16 protein-coding genes and 1 pseudogene are annotated in these 17,518 nt (G+C 73.9%); 5 read left to right on the plus strand and 12 right to left on the minus strand.

The genetic code is table 11. From position 1 onward, the window contains the following. The 3 genes and pseudogenes from AB0C69_RS09580 to AB0C69_RS09590 form a co-directional block, all read left to right on the plus strand. Positions 1–1,171 (plus strand): annotated as a pseudogene (locus AB0C69_RS09580) (hypothetical protein); the annotation flags it as partial. Further along, positions 1,171–2,883, plus strand: a complete 1,713-nt coding sequence (locus tag AB0C69_RS09585) for a protein kinase (RefSeq protein ID WP_360351907.1) — start codon at positions 1,171–1,173, stop codon at positions 2,881–2,883. The pseudogene AB0C69_RS09580 and the gene AB0C69_RS09585, both read left to right, overlap by 1 nt. 22 nt (positions 2,884–2,905) lie before the next feature. Further along, positions 2,906–4,417 (plus strand): serine/threonine-protein kinase, encoded by a 1,512-nt coding sequence (locus AB0C69_RS09590; RefSeq protein ID WP_360351910.1) that lies wholly within the window; start codon positions 2,906–2,908, stop codon positions 4,415–4,417. Here AB0C69_RS09590 and AB0C69_RS09595 read toward each other — a convergent pair. The 10 genes from AB0C69_RS09595 to AB0C69_RS09640 form a co-directional block, all read right to left on the minus strand. After that, positions 4,333–5,442: a DUF6114 domain-containing protein gene (locus AB0C69_RS09595; RefSeq protein WP_360351913.1), complete on the minus strand. Its 1,110-nt coding sequence runs from the start codon at positions 5,440–5,442 to the stop codon at positions 4,333–4,335. The two genes, AB0C69_RS09590 and AB0C69_RS09595, sit on opposite strands and share 85 nt — an antisense overlap. A 4-nt stretch (positions 5,443–5,446) precedes the next feature. Beyond that, complete coding sequence (locus AB0C69_RS09600) at positions 5,447–6,040, minus strand: DUF6230 family protein (protein WP_360351916.1); 594 nt, start codon at positions 6,038–6,040, stop codon at positions 5,447–5,449. Positions 6,041–6,326: 286 nt separating this feature from the next. After that, entirely contained in the window at positions 6,327–6,938 is a 612-nt protein-coding gene (locus AB0C69_RS09605) for a response regulator (protein ID WP_345181641.1), read from the minus strand. An 89-nt stretch (positions 6,939–7,027) separates the two neighbouring features. Continuing rightward, positions 7,028–7,693, minus strand: a complete 666-nt coding sequence (locus AB0C69_RS09610) for a response regulator transcription factor (RefSeq protein ID WP_185027840.1) — start codon at positions 7,691–7,693, stop codon at positions 7,028–7,030. Then, positions 7,690–8,961, minus strand: a complete 1,272-nt coding sequence (locus tag AB0C69_RS09615) for a sensor histidine kinase (RefSeq protein WP_360351921.1) — start codon at positions 8,959–8,961, stop codon at positions 7,690–7,692. The genes AB0C69_RS09610 and AB0C69_RS09615 overlap by 4 nt, the downstream gene beginning before the upstream one ends. 58 nt (positions 8,962–9,019) lie before the next feature. Continuing rightward, positions 9,020–10,069, minus strand: coding sequence for a hypothetical protein (locus tag AB0C69_RS09620; RefSeq protein WP_360351924.1), 1,050 nt, complete (start codon positions 10,067–10,069; stop codon positions 9,020–9,022). A 1-nt stretch (position 10,070) separates the two neighbouring features. After that, on the minus strand, positions 10,071–11,204 hold the full coding sequence (locus AB0C69_RS09625; RefSeq protein ID WP_360351927.1) for an alpha/beta hydrolase-fold protein: 1,134 nt from the start codon (positions 11,202–11,204) through the stop codon (positions 10,071–10,073). Between the two features lie 31 nt (positions 11,205–11,235). Beyond that, complete coding sequence (locus AB0C69_RS09630; RefSeq protein WP_360351930.1) at positions 11,236–12,108, minus strand: cytochrome P450; 873 nt, start codon at positions 12,106–12,108, stop codon at positions 11,236–11,238. Positions 12,109–12,210: 102 nt separating this feature from the next. After that, positions 12,211–12,858, minus strand: coding sequence for a response regulator transcription factor (locus AB0C69_RS09635; protein ID WP_360351933.1), 648 nt, complete (start codon positions 12,856–12,858; stop codon positions 12,211–12,213). Further along, positions 12,855–13,670: an ATP-binding protein gene (locus AB0C69_RS09640; RefSeq protein ID WP_360351936.1), complete on the minus strand. Its 816-nt coding sequence runs from the start codon at positions 13,668–13,670 to the stop codon at positions 12,855–12,857. Before AB0C69_RS09640 ends, AB0C69_RS09635 begins: the two co-directional genes overlap by 4 nt. 255 nt (positions 13,671–13,925) lie before the next feature. Between AB0C69_RS09640 and AB0C69_RS09645 the strand changes: the two genes are divergently transcribed. Then, positions 13,926–15,488, plus strand: a complete 1,563-nt coding sequence (locus AB0C69_RS09645; RefSeq protein ID WP_360351939.1) for a Rieske 2Fe-2S domain-containing protein — start codon at positions 13,926–13,928, stop codon at positions 15,486–15,488. Positions 15,489–15,644: 156 nt separating this feature from the next. Then, positions 15,645–15,797, plus strand: a complete 153-nt coding sequence (locus AB0C69_RS09650) for a hypothetical protein (RefSeq protein WP_360351942.1) — start codon at positions 15,645–15,647, stop codon at positions 15,795–15,797. Positions 15,798–15,819: 22 nt separating this feature from the next. Here AB0C69_RS09650 and AB0C69_RS09655 read toward each other — a convergent pair whose 3' ends face one another. Further along, positions 15,820–16,740 carry a hypothetical protein gene (locus AB0C69_RS09655; RefSeq protein WP_360351945.1) on the minus strand — a complete coding sequence of 307 codons (921 nt, stop codon included), beginning with the start codon at positions 16,738–16,740 and terminating at the stop codon, positions 15,820–15,822. A gap of 26 nt (positions 16,741–16,766) precedes the next feature. Next, positions 16,767–17,516, minus strand: a complete 750-nt coding sequence (locus tag AB0C69_RS09660; protein WP_360351948.1) for a sugar transferase — start codon at positions 17,514–17,516, stop codon at positions 16,767–16,769. Between the last annotated feature and the right edge of the window lie 2 nt (positions 17,517–17,518).

Raw genomic sequence — 17,518 nt, forward strand, 5'->3', positions numbered from 1 at the left:
GTCCGCGGGGCCGAGGTGGGTGACGTCCACCGCGACCATCGGGTCGGCGCCGGGGAAGTGCAGCAGGTCCAGCCAGACGGTCATCGAGGGCCTGCTGCGCAAGAACCCCGACCAGCGGATGGACGCGATCGAGGCCGGCCGGATGCTGGACGACATCGTCCGGCAGGAGACCATCGACACCCAGCGGACGATGGCCGTCGAGTACCCGGTCGAGGAGGCGCCGGGGACGCAGACGACCATGCCGGAGGCCCCCGACGAGGCGCCCCGCCCGGCCGGCGCCGGCGACCGGCCCGACCAGCTCACCAGCTTCGACCTGCCGAGGGGGGCGCCGAGCGCGCCCGAGGCCGCGAACCCCGCCGAGACCGCGCCCGACCCCGACAGGGTCAGCTCCTGGCGGCCGGGGCCCCGTACCCAGCCCGCCGGACGGGTCACGGTCCCGAGCCGGGGGCCCGAGCCCGGCCCGGACACGCACTTCCCGCCGACGACCCACCACCCCTCCACCGGACGGCCGGCGCTGGCGTCCAACCGCAACGTGCTGATCATCGCGGGGGTGGTGCTCCTCGTCATCCTGGTCATCGCGGGGATCGCGCTGGCCAGCAACGGCGGCGACGACGAGGGGAAGGGCGCGAAGAAGAGCGCCTCGACGCCGCCAGCCACGGGGAGGGCGTCCTCGTCCTCCCCGGTCAAGTCGAAGAACCCGAGCCCGGCCCTTCCCGCCGGGTTCAGGACGCACAAGGACCGCAGCGGCTACTCCGTTCCCGTCCCCGAGGGCTGGAAGGGACCCGAGCGCAAGAACGGCGGCGACTTCTTCTACGCGCCCGGACGCAAGACCTACATCCAGATCGACCAGACCGACGACCCCGGCCCGAGCGCGATCGACGACTGGCGGCGGCAGGAGCGGGGCGGCTCCGGCTGGCCCGGCTACAAGAAGCTCAGGATCGCCGCGACCGGCGACCACCCGCCGGTGCCCGACACCGGGAACGGCGACAAGTCGGCGGACTGGGAGTTCACCTACGACGGCGACGGAGGCCGGGTGCACATCCTCAACCGCGGGTTCGTGACGAAGGGGCACGGCTACGCGATCCTGCTGCGGGCCCCTGACGGCGACTGGGACGAGGTGTACTCCGAACTCCAGCCGGTCTACCGGTTCTTCAAGCCCGCGGACGCCTGATGGAGGGGCGGCTGCTGGCCGGTCGGTACCGGCTCGAATCGGTCGTCGGGCGCGGCGGCATGGGCACCGTGTGGCGCGCCTCCGACGAGACCCTCGACCGCGAGGTCGCGGTCAAGGAGGTCGTGCTGCCCGCGGGCCTGAGCGACGAGGAGCGCGAGAACCGGCACCGCCGCACGCTGCGCGAGGCCCGCGCCTCGGCCAGGCTGAACCACCCGGGCGTCGTGACCGTGCACGACGTCGTCGACGAGGACGGCCGGCCGTGGATCGTCATGGAGCTGGTGCGCGCCCGCTCCCTCCAGGAGGTCGTGGAGGAGGACGGGCCGCTGCCGCCCGGGCGGGTCGCGACCATCGGCGCGCAGATCGCGGGGGCGCTGCGGGCGGCGCACGCGATCGGCGTCCTGCACCGCGACGTCAAGCCGGCGAACGTGCTGGTCACCGGCGACGACCGGGCCGTGCTCACCGACTTCGGCATCGCCCAGGTGGCGGGCGACGCCACCCTCACCGGCACCGGGCTGATCATGGGGTCGCCCGCGTACATGTCGCCGGAGCGGGTGAACGGCGACCCGGCGATCCCCGCGTCCGACCTGTGGGCGCTCGGCGCCACCCTGTACGCGGCGACGGAGGGCAAGGCGCCGCACCACCGCAGCGACGCGATGGCGGTCCTCGCCGCCGTGATGACGCAGGACGTCCCGCCGCCGAAGAACGCGGGGCCGCTGGCGCCCGTCCTCACCGGGCTGCTGGAGCGCGACCCGGTGCGGCGGATGACCGGGGACCGGGCCGAGGCGGCGCTGAAGGCGGTCGCCTCCGGGCACGCCGCGGACGCGGCCGCCGCGCAGATCGCCGCGAACGAGGCGGCGGCCGCGGCCGCCGGCGCCACCTGGACCGCGACGCTCCCGTCCGGCGGGTCGCAGGCGGCACCATCGCAGGCGGCACCGTCGCAGTCGCTCGCGCAGCCGTCCATTCCGGTGCCCGTCCCGCCCGAATCGACGGAGCACTTTCCGCACGGAACGTCCACGCAGTGGACGCAGGGAGCGCCCGCCGCCCCGGCGCGCGGGAAGTCCCCGGTCGTGCCCGTCCTCGCCGGCGTCGTCGTGGCGGCGGCGGTCCTGGCGATCGCCGGGTTCGCCTTCTGGCCGAAGAACTCCTCGGACGGCGGACCGGAACGGTCGCAGCCGCCGCAGGCCGCCGGGCAGGAGACGCCGGCCACGGGGAGCACGCCGACCGTGGCCTCGGACGACCCGGCGCCCTCGCCGAGTGCGAGCAGGCGGCCGATTCCCGCGGGGCTCGTCCCCGCGCGCGAGCGCGGCTTCACGATCGCGGTCCCGCTCGGGTGGCGGCGTTCGGTGCAGGGCAACAGCGTCGTCTGGACCGACCCCGCGTCCAGCGCCTACGTGCAGGTCGACCGGACGGTGTGGTCCGGCGACCCCTACGAGCACTGGGTCACCTGGGAGCGGGAGGCCATCGCCGACGGCAAGCTCCAGGGCTTCCAGCGCATCGGAGAGATCACCCGCACGACCGTCGCCGGGCGTCCGGCGGCCGACATCGAGTTCAGCTGGTCCCGCTCGGGCGGCACGCGCGCGAAGGACCGCGGCGTGATGGTGGACGGCCGGCCGTTCGCCATCGTGGTGGCGGTACCCACCTCCCAGTGGAACGAGAACGAGACACTCGTGAACAATGTCCTCGACACGTTCCAGCCCTCCGGGGTGGGATGACCAGTGGGGGGACCTTCTAGAGATGGCACAGGCACGTCTGCTCGGTAACCGCTACCGGCTCGACTCGGTGGTCGGCCGCGGCGGCATGGGCACCGTGTGGCGCGCCTTCGACACCATGCTGGACCGCGAGGTCGCGGTGAAGGAGGTCGTGCTCCCGCCCGGGCTGAGCGAGTCCGAGCGCGCCGTCCTCTACGAGCGGACGTTCCGCGAGGCCCGCGCGTCGGCGCGGCTGAACCACTCCGGGGTGGTGACCGTCCACGACGTCGTCGAGGAGGCGGACCGGCCCTGGATCGTGATGGAGCTGGTCCTCGCCCCGTCGCTGCAGGACATCATCGAGCGCGGCCCGATGGAGCACCGCCGGGTCGCCGACATCGGGCTGCAGATGCTCGGCGCGCTCCAGCACGCCCACCAGAAGGGCATCCTGCACCGCGACGTCAAGCCCAGCAACGTGCTGGTCACCGACACGGGACGGGCCGTGCTGACCGACTTCGGCATCGCGCAGATGGAGGGCGACTCGACCCTCACCCAGACGGGCCTGGTCATGGGGTCGCCCGCCTACATCGCGCCGGAGCGGGTGCAGGGCGAGCGCGCGGTCCCCGCCTCCGACCTGTGGGCGCTCGGCGCGACCCTGTACGCGGCCGTGGAGGGCCGCTCCCCGTACGAGCGGTCCGACGCGATGTCGTCGCTGCAGGCCGCGCTGACCGAGCCCGTGCCGCCCGCGCGGAACGCGGGGCCGCTCGGCCGGGTGCTGGAGGGGCTGCTCGCGCGCGAGCCGTTCGGCCGGATGACGGCGGAGCAGGCGCTGCCCCTGCTCACCCAGGTCGTGGCCGTCCAGCAGCCGTCCCCGCCGGTGCCGCCGCTGCCCTCGCGGGTGAACGAGACGATGACGGACGAGCCGGCCGCCCGCTACCTGCCCGACCGCGCCTCGGAGACCGTCCTCGACCCGGAGGACCTCGACCCGGTCACACGCCGGGACGTGGGAGACGCCGTTCGCCGCGAGCCGGTGCGCCACGACCTCGGCGAACCCGAGCCGGTGACCCGCCGCGACCCGGGCCGGTTCCAGGACCGCGGCGCCTCGCATCCGCCGCCGCCCCCTCCCCCACCTCCGGAGCCGGATCCGCGGACGCCGCTGGAGTCGGACTGGGTGCCGCCGCCCCCGTCCCAGCACCCGTCCGTGCAGCACCCGCCGGTGCGGCAACCGTCGGTCATCCAGCCGCATCCGAGCCTTCCGCCGCAGACGCCTCCGCCGTGGGAGCAGCCGCAGCAGTACGCGAACTGGCAGCAACCGCCTCCGCCGCCCGTCCACGACCGTCCCGGAAGTGGCGGGGAGCGCCGCAAGACGGTGGTGGTCGTCACGGTCGCGGTCGTCCTCGTGGTGGCGGCCGTGCTGCTGGGCGCGTTCATCCTGCGCGGCAAGCTGGGCGCCGGCGCGCTGGGCGAGGCGCCCGGTCAGCCGGTGGCGAGGCCGCTGATCTGCGCCCCGACGGCGGTGACGGCGGGCTGCTCGGAGACCACGTCGGTCATCACCATGTAGGGCGGCGTCAGCGGCGGAGGCGCCGCCGGGGTGAAGGTCACCGGGACGCCCAGCAGCTTGGACGACATCTTCGTCGTGTACATGACGACGTCGCCGGTCAGCGTCAGGCCGCCGGTCCGGGTCCGCGCGGTGGCGCCGCCGTGCGAGGCCGTCTGGTCGACGTTCTTCAGGACGGCCTTGGACATGCTGAACTTCAGCGCCTTCACGGTCCCGCCCGCCGAGGGGAGGGACGCGACGCCGTCGTAGCTGAGCCCCGACATCGTCAGCGAGTCGGCGCGCAGCGTCCCGGCGTCGGTGTAGAGGCGTGGCCCGGTGCCCGCGTCCTTGGCCGGTGCGGGCGTCGCAGTGGGCGATGGCGTCGCGCTGGGCGAAGGCGCGGCGCTCGGGGCGGGGGGCGCGCTGGTGCCGGGCTGCGTGGACGGCGTCTGGCTCGGAGACGCGGTCTGGATCGAGGACGGCGCGGCCGAGGGGGCGGGCGTGGCCGAGGCCGCCACCGGGGAGGACGGCGACGGGGACGGGGCGAGCAGGTGGATCCCCAGAACGGCCGGGATCGCGAGGGCGGTCAGCCGCCCGCCGCGCGGCGCCGCGTGCGCGCCCTGACGGCCGTCCCGCGGCGTCGTGGCGGGCCGGGGCCCGTCCGGCGCGGGCGTCCAGGCGAAGCCGAGGGCGCCGCCGAGCAGGCCCAGCAGCATCCCGACGAGGAACCCGCCGAAGTTGGACGTGAGGAACGACGCCAGGGACAGCAGCACCGCGAGGATGCCGTAGAAGCTGCGCTGGGCGGGCTGGAACCACATCAGCGCGCCCGCGGTGACGAGGAGCGCGCCGATGAGCCAGCTCGCCACCCCGGCCATGCCCTGGTGGACGATGAGCGGCATCGGGGCCAGCGGGATCGCGACCAGCTCGACGCCGCCGAGGACGGCGAACACGCCTCCCCAGAAGGGGCGTGTCCGCCGCCAGCGGCGGAATCCGTGCGGCGCGCGGGGAGCGGGCGGGGCGGGACGAGGGGGTCCGGTGGGAAGGGTCATGGCCTCAGAAGCACTCGGCGCCGAGCTTCATGCTGAGGTCGTTCAGCTTGAAGGTCCCGGCGGTGGTCGCCCACGCGACCTGCTTGACGTTTCGGAGCTCGATGGAGGACGCCTGCTGCCCGAACATGCCCGCCGGGCCCCTCGCCCCGTCCGGGCCCTTGTCCAGCGTGCTCGCGTCCCGGCCGATCTCGATGTCGGAGAACGTGGCGTCGGCGTTGAGCTGCTCCACGTCCAGGACGAGGTCGCTCGCCTCGACGGGCTTGGCGCCGGTGCCGGCGGTGAGCCGCAGCGTGAACGGGCCGACCTTCACCGACTGGCACATGTCGCGGATCTGCGCGGACCTGATGGCGGAGACCTGCACGGGGTGCTTGGCGCCGTCCTTGCCCGCGTCGACCCCGCCGTACTGGACGAAGCCCTGCCCGCTCAGCGAGTCGGCGCTGACCTTGAAGCTGCCGCCGGAGACGGCGAAGGAGGAGGCGATCGCGCCCTGCGCGGTCATGAAGACCAGGGCGCCCGCGCCGACCGCCGCGGGGGCGGCGATCGCGGCGAACCGCTTCCAGCGGACGCGGCCGGGCGCGGCGTCGGACGAGGGGGACATGGGGGCCTCCGGGGGGTCGTGGTCCGTGAGGGGACCGCGGTGACACGGGTCACTGGTGTGACGCAGAGTGCAAGTTACCCCCAAGTACTTACTTGCGACAAACCGGACAAGCATCATCAAAGGTAAAAGATTCCAGTTCTCTGACCTGCAAGATCATGTTCTGGAGACGTCGGCGCCCTGGAGGGGAGTGAGGACGAGAACGGCTACGGTAAGTAGCTGCTGACGTGCGCGGGAACCCCGCCCTCACAGGGGATCGAGAGGGATCGAGAGGGACCGAGAGGGGCGCTCAGCCGCCCGCGGCCAGCGTGTCGAGCGCCGTCCGCAGGTCGGCGACGTGGGCTTCCAGCTCGTCGGCGGGCTCGCCGGACCGCAGCCGGGCGACGTCCGCCTCGATGCGGGCGACCCGCTGGTCCAGTGCCGCGAGGAGCCGGTCGCACCCCGCCGGGGAGGCCCCGCCCTCGCCCTCCTCCAGCGTCTGGCGCAGCAGCAGGGCCTGCTGCTGGAGCTGCTGGTTGCGGCGGTGCAGCTCGACGAACACCGAGACCTTCGCGCGCAGCAGCCACGGGTCGAACGGCTTGGTGAGGTAGTCGACCGCGCCCGCCGCGTAGCCGCGGAACGCCTGCTCCCCGGCGCCGCCGCCCGCGGTGAGGAAGATGATCGGGACGTCCCGGGTGCGCGGCCGGGCCTTGATGTGCTCGGCCGTCTCGAACCCGTCCATCTCCGGCATCACGACATCGAGCAGGATCAGCGCGAAGTCGTCGTTCAGCAGCTCCTTCAGGGCGGCCTGGCCGGAGGTGACCGACACGACCTCCACCGGCAGCGCGTCGAGCACGGCCGCGAGGGCGGTGAGGTTCTCCTCGCGGTCGTCGACGGCCAGAATCCTCGCGTCGTGCGGCACCGGACTCCCTCACGTCGGTGACGGCCTGCGCCGTCCACCCTGTCATGGTCCTGCGGGGGAGGACAGTGAATCCCCGCAGAGTAAAATTTCTAGGGCAGCCAGCCCGGTTTGACCAGCCCCGACTCGTAGGCGAACACCACGAGCTGCGCCCGGTCCCGCGCCCCGAGCTTCACCATCGTACGGCTGACGTGCGTTTTGGCCGTCGCGGGGCTCACCACGAGCCGGGCCGCGATCTCCTCGTTCGACAGTCCCTCGCCGACCAGCGCCATCACCTCCCGCTCACGCTCGGTGAGCGCGTTCAGCCGCGGCGAGGGCGCCGGCTCCTTGGCCCGCGCGGCGAACTCGGAGATCAGCCGCCGGGTCACGCCGGGCGACAGCAGCGCGTCCCCGTCCGCGACGGCCCGGACGGCGTGGATCAGCTCCACCGGCTCGGTGTCCTTGACCAGGAACCCGCTCGCCCCGCCGCGCAGCGCCTCGAACACGTACTCGTCCAGCTCGAACGTGGTGAGGATCACGATGTGCACGCCGTCCAGCCGCTCGTCGGAGGCGATCCGCCGGGTCGCCTCCAGGCCGTCCAGGCCGGGCATGCGGATGTCCATCAGGATGACGTCGGGGCGCAGCCGGCGGGCCAGCGCCACCGCCTCCTCGCCGTCGCCCGCCTCCCCGGCGACCTCGATGTCGGGCTGCGCGTCCAGCAGCGCCCGGAACCCGGCCCGCACCAGCACCTGGTCGTCGGCCAGCAGCACCTTGATCATCGCGCACCCTCCTCGGGCCCGGCCGGGCCGGCGTCCAGCGGCAGCCGCGCCCGCACGCCGAAGCCGCCGCCGGGCCGCGGACCGGCCTCGAACGCGCCGCCGAGCGCGGCGGCCCGCTCGCGCATGCCGCGGATCCCGCTGCCGCCCGGCCGGTCGTCCAGCAGGGACACGCCCCGGCCGTCGTCCTCGACCTCCACCACGACCTCGTGCTCACCGTAGGCGATGCGGACCCGCGCCGTCACCGGTCCGGGACCGGCATGGCGGGTCACGTTCGTCAGCGACTCCTGGACGATGCGGAACGCGGCCAGGTCGGCGCCTGCGGGCAGCGGCCGCCGCTCCCCGGTGACCTCGGCCTCGACGTCCAGCCCCGCGGACCGCGCGCGGGCCAGCAGGTCGTCCAGCCCCTCCAGCCCGGCGGTCGGGGCGCGGGGCGCGGTCTCGCCCTGCGCCCGCAGCGCGCCGATCACCCCGCGCATCTCGGTGAGCGCCTCCTTGCTGGCGTCCTTGATGGCGGCGAGCGCCGTCCGGGCCTGCTCGGGGTTCTCGTCCATCAGGTGCAGCGCCACGCCCGCCTGCACGTTGATCATGGAGATGTTGTGCGCGAGCACGTCGTGCAGCTCGCGGGCCATCAGCAGCCGCTCCTCACTGGCCTGGCGGCGCTCCTCCTCGGCGCGCGTGCGGGCGGTCTCGGCGGCGCGCTGCCGGCTCATCCGGATCAGCTCGGCCGTGACGAGCACCACCAGCGCCCAGCCGACCACGAAGCCCGACCCGCCGAGCGTCGGCTCCTCGACCGGGAACGGGCCGCCCTGACCGCGCTCGGCGGCCGGGACGCCGATCAGCGCGGTGAGGGAGAAGAACGCGGCGAGGCCGACGCCCGTCCCCGCCCAGACCAGCAGCCGGTGCCCGGCGGTGACGGCCGCCAGCATCGCGACGGCCAGGGCCAGCGGCGCCGGGCCGTAGGTGTAGGCGCGCAGGAAGTACAGGGCGGTCACCGCCGCGGTGGAGCACACCGTGAACACCGGGTGCCGGCGCCGGAACAGCAGCAGGACCGGTCCGGCGAGGAGCAGTGCGAAGCCGAGCGCGTCCAGGTCGGTGTGCCCGATGGACTCGCTCCCGTGCTCCCACGGCGGTCCGCCGGTCCGCCCTCCCGGCGGCCGCTCGCCCTGCGCGCCCAGCGACCCGCCCACCTGGAGGAACGCGACCAGCAGCGGGACGACCCACACCGGCCACGCGGCGGGCCGCGGCCAGCGCGGCGGCGAAGTGCTCATTCCTGCACGTTAAGTCATGGGTGTGCGAGGCCACGTCGGCCCTGAGGAGTCAGCGCCCCTACTCCGCGGGAGGTATCCGGAGCCGCGCCCCCAGCCACGTCAGGACGGACGGAAGCGCGGAGGGACCTTCGCCTGGAAACGTCTCGACGCGCATCGGCGGGCGCGCCAGCGCGGCGAACCGCCGGGCCTGCTCGTCGCCCCTTGCCGCCCCGACCAGGATCGACACCGGGGGCGGCGGGACGTTCTGGAGCCGCCACAGCAGGTCGTCGCCGAGCCGGTAGCGCTCGCTCCCGCCGTAGAGGTCGCCCGCCGGTGCGCCGAACCGGCCGCCGACGTTCGCGGCGGCGGCGAACCGGTCGGAGCGCACCATGGCGAGCCGCGCCGCGCACCATCCGCCGTCGCCCGTCCCCGCCAGACCCCACCCCTCGCGGGCCTCCGTCACCCGGTACTGCGTGGCCAGGGCCTCCGGAAGGTCCTGCGAGAGGTAGGTCTCGCCGAGCGTGGCGTGACGCCCCGGCACGTCCACGCAGTCGGCGGCGCCGCGGAGCCGCACCATCGCGTACACCATCGGCCGCGTCCTCCCGGCGGCCCGGAGCAGGCCGGCGTCCCGGAGCCGGTCCGCGGGCGCGCCGTCCCCCATGAGGACCACCACGGGCAGCCGCCCGGCCCGTTGGAAGTACTGCGGCGGGAGGTAGACGTAGGCCTCGGCGTCCAGGCCGCTCCGCGCGCCGTGGACGGTCAGGCGGTCGACCCGCCCGTCCTTCGCGGGGTCGGCCCTGTGCCCCGCCCGCTTCGGGCCGAGGCCGGTCACGGTGCGCTCCACGAGGCGTCCCGCCGCGCGCTGCGGCTGGACGTGCTCGACCCGGAGGCGCGCGGGATCGTTGCCGAGCAGGTCGTTCCACGTCGCGTAGAACACGAAGTACCGGTTGGCCAGCAGCAGGATCGACGCGGTGAGCGCGGCCTGTGTGGCCAGCAGGAGCCCGGAGCGCGCCAGCACGGCCCGCACGCCCGTCCCCGCGAGCCGCCGCCACAGGACGACGGCCGCCACCGCGCAGCCCAGCGCCAGCAGGCACACAGGCCCGATGAGAGCCGCGCTCACCGGTTCCATGTCACCCTCCCCGCAGCCGTGCGCTCAGCCACCTGATGGACGGCGGGATGTACTTGCGGAACGTCTTGAAGTTGTGGCCGCCGCTGCGCAGCAGCACCTTGTCCACGACCAGCGGAGGGCGCGCGGCCCGCATGAACCGCTGCGCCGACGGGAACGTCTTCTCGCCGGTGTCCGCCGACGCCACCAGGATCGACACCGGCGGCGCGGGAAGGCGCCGCAGACGCCAGACGAGGTCGTCGCTCTGCCGCACGGCCCTGCTCCCGCCGTACAGGTCGCGGGTCGTCGGGTCCATCAGCGCGTCGAAGTGCCCGGCCATGCTGACGGCGGCGGAGAACCGGTCGGAGTGCCGCATCGCCAGCTTCGCGGCGCAGAACCCGCCGGTGGAGTACCCGGCGAGCGCCCAGCCGCTCCGGTCCGGCGGCACGCGGTAGGTCTCGGCGACCGCCTCGGGGACGTCCTGCGCGAAGAACGTCTCGACCTGCGGACCGCCGGGCACGTCGGCGCACTCGGTGTCCCAGCCCCGCACGACGGTCGGCCGCATCATCACGTAGATCATCGGCTGGATCAGGCCCCGCGCCTGCGCCCGCGCGGCGTCCTCGGGGACGTGCCCCTGGCGGATCCACACGAGCCGGTCCGCCGCCGGGTACCCGGCCAGCAGGATCACGACCGGGAAGCGGCGGGCGGCGTAGGCGCGCTGGAAGTACTGCGGCGGCAGGTACACGTACGCCTGCGACGCCAGTCCCGTCCGGACGCCGCGGATGTCGAGGCGCTCGACCTGGCCGTCCTTCGCCGGGACGTGCTCGGCGCGCGGTCCGGGGTCGAGGCCCGCCTGCACCGTCCGCACGACCCTCGTCGCGGCGGCCGCGTTCCCCCCGTTCGGCCGGTGCTCCTGGGCGCCTCCGCCGGCGGCGCTCAGCAGGTCCGTCCACGACCCGTAGAACAGGTAGTGCGCGTTCAGGGCCGCGACCAGCGTGAGCAGGACGGATAACTGGCAGCCCGCGAGCATCAGCGCGCGGGCCCCCACGGCCCGGGCGCCAGGGGCCGCGGCACGCGGCCAGGCCCGCACGGTCGCGGCCATGCAGCCGAGGGCCAGCAGGAAGAGCAGGCTCAGCGTCCCCGCGCTCGTGAGTCCCACGCATCTACTACGACCGAGGGGCGGAAAAAGTTCAGCGGTCCCAGCGGAGGGGCAGATGCGCGAAGCCGTGCCGGGCGCTCGACCGCAGCATCACCGGCTCGCCCGCCGGCCGCGGCAGGCCGGGCCGTTCGACCAGCGCGGCGAGCAGGGCGCGCAGATGCACCCGCGCGAGCCGCGCGCCAAGGCAGGCCCGGTGCCCGAACCCGAAGCACAGATGGGGCGGGGCGTCCCGCAGGAACCGGTCGGGGACGAAGCGCCCCGGCTCGGGGAACACCTCGTCATCGTGGTTCGCGGACACCAGCCACAGCATGACCTCCTCGCCCGCGAGCAGCGGCACGTCGCCGACGACCGTGCCGCGCTGCACGGTGCGCCGGACGTGCAGCACTGGCGTCCACCAGCGCAGCATCTCCTCGACCGCGCTGTCGAGGAGCCGCTCGTCCCGCCGTCCGTCGCGGAGCCGGACGTACTCGGCGGGGTGGCGCAGCAGGGCGTGCAGGCCGCCGGCGAGGGTGTTGCGCAGCGTCTCCGGGAGGTCACGGGCGACCTCCCGGACGAAGTCGACTCTCTCCCGCGTCGGGATCCGCGCGAGCATCGCCTCCACGGGAGGGTCCATGTCGATCAGCTCGTCCTCGCCCGACGGCTCGTCCCCGCTCAGTGGGCCGTGCACGACGCCGTCCACCTGCGGGGAGAACGTCTCCGGGTGCGCGAGGGCATGCCGGACGTCGCGGTGGCGCAGCACGGCCCAGGCGCCCGGCCGTCCCGCGGTGCGCCCGTCCAGCCACACCACCGGCGTCCGCGTCCGGAGCCGTTCGAGCCTGTCGTAGGGGACCCCGCGCACGTAGGCGTCCGGGCAGTCGAGGACCCCCGCGTCGGAGACGGGCGGCGTGCCTCGCCGTCGAGGCATGGGAACCTCCTCTCCCCAGGCAGACGCTAACGCGTCACGGTCGCCCGTTGAAGGGCCAGGTCCGGCCGTCCCCGCCCGGAATCCCGCCGAAACACGCGGCGGCTACCCCGCGATCCACTCTCCGGTCTCCACGCTGACCAGACCGTGCCGGGCGGCCTCGATCACCGCCTCCCGCTGGGAGTGCACCCCCAGCTTGCTGAGGACGCTCTGGACGTGGCTGCGCGCCGTGCTGCGCGTCACCCCCATCGCCCGGGCGAGAGTCTGCGTGGACTCGCCGCGCGCCAGCCGGGTCAGCACCTCGCGTTCCCGGGGCGTGAGGAACCGGGCGAACCTGCGCGACTGGTCGCGGCCCCGGCCGTCACCGCGGCGGATCTCCTGGTCGACGACGATCTCGCCGTCCGCGACACGGCGCAGCACGGCGAGGATCTCGCCGGTCTGCTGCCCCTTGTGCGCGAACCCGCGGACCCCGGCCGCGAGGCCCGCCTCCAGCACGGGCCGCTCCAGGAATCCGGTCAGCACGACGAACCTCGTCCGCGGGGACGAGCCGCGCAGCCGCGGCATCCAGTCGAGCGCGGTGCCGGACGGGAAGTGCAGGTCGATGAGGCACAGGTCGGGCTGCCTGGCGCGGAGCACGGGCAGCGCCTCGGCGGGGGAGTAGGTCACCTCCACGACGCTGTGCCCGGCGTTGCTCAGCACCAGGGACAGCGACTCGGCGAAGACCGCGTGGTCGTCGCAGATCACCATCCTCATGGGTGGGGCCGCCAGTCGTCGGAGCAGGCGTCGGCGAGGGCGCCCGCCGCGCGGTCCTCCGGGGGCGGCGCCGCGGGCAGCAGCATGCGGACGCGCGCGCCGCCCATCTCGCTGGTCCGGATCTCCAGGCCGCCGCCGTACCCGGAGATGAGGTCGTGCACGATGCCGAGCCCCAACGACGCCAGCCCGGGCCGGGCCGGTCCCCGCCCCGCCGGTGTCCCCAGGCCCGCACCGAACCCCGGGCCGTCGTCGTCGACCTGGATGACGAGCCGGCCCCGCGCGGCCTCGACGTGCACGTCCACGCGTCCCTCCGCGACGCGGCACGCGTTCTCGACGACGTTGCGGACCGCGCGCCATAACGACACCGGGTCCATGTGCGCCCACGCCTCGCCGGCGGTGAGGCGTATCTCGTGCGGGGTGACGAGCCGCATCCCGGTGACGACCTCGGCGGTGAGGTCGTCCACCCGGATCCGCTCCGGGGCGGGCGCCGGGCGGTCGTCGTCCTCGTCGAGCCGGCGCAGCAGGTGGTCGAGCCACCGGGTCTCGCCGAGCAGCTGGTCGATGCGGGCCCGGCTGGTGTCGCCGAGGTCGTCCGCGACGGCGACGGCCGAGGCCAGCATGATGATCGTGCCGAGTTCGTGGCGGATGTCGTGCCGCAGCCGCCTGCGCCACAGCTGCCGCCCGCCGCGGTCGGGGGGACCCGTCCGGTCACGGTGTTCGTGGCGCACGCCCTCGCGGACGCCCGTGCCCGCGAGCGCCCGCGCGCCCGGGGCAGTGTCCGCTCGGGAAGATCGAGCCCGCCCGTTGCTCATGACGACCACCGCCCGCTATTCCAGCACCCCAGTCGACGATCGCCCGGCGGCCCCGCGGATGTCCAGTAGATCGTCCGCAATATATACCTTTTGTCCGGATGCGGTCATTGTCCGGGGGAGTGTGAACTCGATCTGTTTCCGGGCGTCTCGGCCGACGTATCAAGACCGTGCATATAGTGCTTTCATGCTGACGGCGTAGCCGCTTTACGCACTCCGGCGGGTGTGCCGGCCGGGCCGCGGAGCGACAGTCTGGACATGCCGACTGTCACATTTATCGGACATGCGGGGGTGTCGGTGGACGCGGCCGCGTTCCATCTGCTCGCGGACCCGTGGCTCGCCCCGACCGGGGCCTTTCTCGGCGCCTGGCACCAGTACCCGAGAAACGATCATCTGGATCTCGCTCCGTTGCTCGACGCGGACTGGGTGGCGGTCTCGCACGAGCATCTCGACCATTTCGACCCGTGGGTCATCGAGCGCCTTCCCGCGCGGACCCGGATCCTCATTCCGTGTTATCCCGGACCCGCCTTCCGGGAACGCGTCACGGTCGCCGCGGGCGGGCGACAGGTCATCGAAATACGGCCGTGGGAGAAATTCACGCTCGACAATCGCGGCTCCTGGATCACCGTCATTCCAGAACTGTCGCCCATGTGCCATGACGCCGCCTTTCTGATCGTGGCGGACGGTCGCGCGATCCTGCACTGCAACGACGCCAGGCTCACCGCCGCGCAGGCCCGCCGGGCCAAGCACATGGCGGGAGGCCGGCTCGACCTGATGGCGCTCCAGACGTCCGGGGCGTCCTGGCACCCGATCTGCTACGAGTACTCCGCCGCCGAGATGGCCGAGGTCTCGGCGGCCAAGCGCGTCTCCAAGCTGCGCGCGGCGCAGCGGCTCGTCCGGCAGACCGAGCCCGTGCTGGCGGCCCCGTTCGCCGGGCCGCCGTGCTTCCTGGACGCCGAGGTCGAGCACCTCAACCGGGTGCTCGACCAGGCGGACGGCGCGTTCTGCGACCCGGAGGTCGCCACCGGCTGGCTGCGCGAGCATCTGCCGGGGCAGCGCTGGGAGTGCTTCAAGCCGGGCGACGCCGTCGACCTGGACACGGGGGAGATCACCCGTGACCCGGTCTCGGCGGAGTTCTCCTTCGCCGACGACGCCCGGGGCGACTACCTCAGGCGGTACGCCGCCGACCGGGCCGGCGCCATCGCCGGCGTGCTGGCGGACCACCCCGAGCCGGGCCCGGACCTGTTCGACAGGTTCACCGCCCATTTCGCGCGCCTCGGCGGGCTCAGCGACTACTTCCTCCGGCGGATCTCGATGATCGTCCGGTTCGAGGTCACCGGTCCGCACGGCGGTTCCTGGGACGTCGACTTCTCTCCCGGCGGCCTCACGGTGGCGCAGGCGTCCCCCGGCGTCCGCCCGCACTACCGGATCACCACCGCGGCCCGCTGGCTGGACGGCGTGCTCACCGGCCGGATGGCGTGGGAGGACCTGCTCATCTCGTTCCGGCTCAGCCTCTACCGCGATCCCGACGTCTACAACGACCACCTGGTCGGACTGCTCAAGCACGCGAACGCGCCGGCGCTGGACGCCGTCGAGGCGTACGAGACCGGGCGGGACGAGAGCGAGCGCATCGTCGTCGCCGACGCCGGCGCCCGCTACGACATCCCGCGGTACTGCCCGCACGCCGGTGAGGACCTGTCGGTCGGCTCGGTCGTCCGGGACGGGCGGATCCACTGCCTGGCCCACAACTTCGCCTTCGACCTCGCCACCGGCGAGTGCCTCAACGCCCGCGCCGCCAACCTCACCAGCCGAGCCCTCTGACCGCGCCGCGGGGGCGGCGCGGGAGGCGGCGCGGGGCTGCGCAGGATCACAAAGGCGTTACAAAGGGTGAGAAACGGGCAGTTCCGGAACAGAAGAAAGATCACTGCATGTTAAGTTCTTGACCTGCTCGTTCGGGGGTTTCAAAGGGGTGCGCGGTTGAACCGCAGGAAGCTCGGCCTGATGGCCGTCGCGTTGATTCTGGCCGTCGGTGTGATGGAGGTCCTGGCCCTGAGGCTCGGGTCACTGGAGTTCCAGCTTCCGTCGAAGTCGCGGCATCCGGCCGTCGCCGACCAGCCCGGCGGTAACTGACCTCCGCGCCGGTCAGGGCCTCTCAGCGCGCCGTGTTGCGTGCCCGCATGAGGCTCTGCAGGTCGGGGTGGGCGCCGCCGGAGGCGTCCGCGAGAGTGGGGCAGGCCCACTTCTCCTGGTGTCCCCAGGAGTAGGAGATCTCCAGCGGCGGCCGCGGCGCGAGCCGGTCCCAGCGCGCGAGGATCGCGCGGAACTGGGCCCGCGTCGGCAGCCAGTACTGTTTGTCGCCCTCGGTGCAGCCCTGCCCGAACGTCTGCAGGACGGGCGCGACCCTGGCGCGCGGGATGCCGGCGGCGTCCGCCATACGGACCATCCGGTCGATCGCCCCGATGTCGCAGTGCTCGCGCGCCTCCGGGGAGCCCTTGCAGGGGTAGGGGTCCAGGCCGACCAGGTCGACGCCGACGCGCCGCGGCGTGAGCGGTCCCATCGGCCAGTCGGTCAGCGAGATGAACGAGACCTGCCCGGGCGCGTTCCGCTCGATGTAGCGGGCGCGGCGGCGGATCTCGCCGGCGACCTCCGGGCAGTCGCCGGTGTTGGGCTCGTCCGACAGGTACCACCCGTACACCTTCGGGTCGCGCCCGAACCGCTGGACGGCACGCTGGAACTCGTCCCAGCCGAGCGCGAAGTCGCCGCAGGTGAAGTTGCCGACCCACAGCAGCGCCCGCATCCCGGCGGGGACCCCGGCGACGAGCGACGGGTCCGCCTCGACGTCCACCAGGTCATAGCCGAGCGCCCGGAGCCGCGGATAGTCCGACGGCCGGGTGTTCAGCGCGATCCGGCGGGTCCCGCCGGGCTCGGTCGCGGGCGTCCCCGGCGCGGCGGACGGCCCCCGGTACGGCCGGTGGTCCGACGTCCGCCGGTGCAGGTGGAAAAGGAATCCGGCCGCCAGCACGACCGCCGTGGCGACGGCCGCGATCTTGAATCGGGCGTCCTGGACGTCCATCCCGCGTCACTCCCCGAAGGCGATGGTCAGGCGGCGGAACCGGGCTCCTCGGCGGCGCGCACCGGCCGCTCCCGCGCCTCCTCGATGGCGGCCTCGTGCACGGCCCCGGCGGCGTCCACCCTCAGGGGCGGGACCGTGAAGCCGAGGAGGTGCCGGACGGTGTCCCAGAGCGCGCCGAGCGTGGCCCGCATCGACGGGTCCCGCAGGTACACGGCGTCGACCGCGACCCGCGCCGGGACGATCCGCTCGATGTAGCCGGCGAGGTCGACCTCCTCGCCGGGGCCGAGCACGTCGAAGTCGCGGAACCGGACCTCCGACACGCCCGTCAGGCCGGGCCGGTGGTCGAAGATCCAGCGGTGCCGCCCGTCGTAGTGGACGGCGAGGTCGTAGGTCTCCGGGCGCGGCCCGACGAGGGTCATCTGGCCGCGCAGGACGTTCACCAGCTGCGGCAGCTCGTCCAGCGACCACCGGCGCAGGATCTTCCCGGTCCGCGTCAGGCGCGGGTCGCGGTTGGCGGTGACGGCGAGGCCGCCGACGCCCTGCCGCATCGTCCGGAACTTGTACATGGTGAACGGCCTCCCGCCCTGCCCGACCCGCGTCTGCCGGAACACGCCCGGCCCCGGGCTGGACAGCCGCACCAGCAGGTAGACGACCAGCAGCGGGATGCTGAGGAGCAGCAGCCCGGCGGCCGCTCCGGCGACGTCCAGGACGCGGCGCGCCGTGGACGGGGGGACGCCGTCGGACCTGTCGACGGGACGGCTCGCGAACTCGGACATGA

This window comes from Actinomadura sp. NPDC048032, from assembly GCF_040653175.1.
GTDB classification, from domain to species: domain Bacteria; phylum Actinomycetota; class Actinomycetes; order Streptosporangiales; family Streptosporangiaceae; genus Spirillospora; species Spirillospora verrucosospora.

What these genes read in the sequence shown, in the direction of transcription:
- AB0C69_RS09630 (WP_360351930.1), bottom strand. Translation starts at nt 12,108, where the DNA reads ATGCCTCGACGGCGAGGCACGCCGCCCGTCTCCGACGCGGGGGTCCTC.
- AB0C69_RS09600 (WP_360351916.1), bottom strand. Translation starts at nt 6,040, where the DNA reads ATGTCCCCCTCGTCCGACGCCGCGCCCGGCCGCGTCCGCTGGAAGCGG.
- AB0C69_RS09655 (WP_360351945.1), bottom strand. Translation starts at nt 16,740, where the DNA reads ATGGACGTCCAGGACGCCCGATTCAAGATCGCGGCCGTCGCCACGGCG.
- AB0C69_RS09590 (WP_360351910.1), top strand. Translation starts at nt 2,906, where the DNA reads ATGGCACAGGCACGTCTGCTCGGTAACCGCTACCGGCTCGACTCGGTG.
- AB0C69_RS09585 (WP_360351907.1), top strand. Translation starts at nt 1,171, where the DNA reads ATGGAGGGGCGGCTGCTGGCCGGTCGGTACCGGCTCGAATCGGTCGTC.
- AB0C69_RS09635 (WP_360351933.1), bottom strand. Translation starts at nt 12,858, where the DNA reads ATGAGGATGGTGATCTGCGACGACCACGCGGTCTTCGCCGAGTCGCTG.
- AB0C69_RS09640 (WP_360351936.1), bottom strand. Translation starts at nt 13,670, where the DNA reads ATGAGCAACGGGCGGGCTCGATCTTCCCGAGCGGACACTGCCCCGGGC.
- AB0C69_RS09660 (WP_360351948.1), bottom strand. Translation starts at nt 17,516, where the DNA reads ATGTCCGAGTTCGCGAGCCGTCCCGTCGACAGGTCCGACGGCGTCCCC.
- AB0C69_RS09645 (WP_360351939.1), top strand. Translation starts at nt 13,926, where the DNA reads ATGCCGACTGTCACATTTATCGGACATGCGGGGGTGTCGGTGGACGCG.
- AB0C69_RS09595 (WP_360351913.1), bottom strand. Translation starts at nt 5,442, where the DNA reads ATGACCCTTCCCACCGGACCCCCTCGTCCCGCCCCGCCCGCTCCCCGC.
- AB0C69_RS09620 (WP_360351924.1), bottom strand. Translation starts at nt 10,069, where the DNA reads ATGGAACCGGTGAGCGCGGCTCTCATCGGGCCTGTGTGCCTGCTGGCG.
- AB0C69_RS09615 (WP_360351921.1), bottom strand. Translation starts at nt 8,961, where the DNA reads ATGAGCACTTCGCCGCCGCGCTGGCCGCGGCCCGCCGCGTGGCCGGTG.
- AB0C69_RS09610 (WP_185027840.1), bottom strand. Translation starts at nt 7,693, where the DNA reads ATGATCAAGGTGCTGCTGGCCGACGACCAGGTGCTGGTGCGGGCCGGG.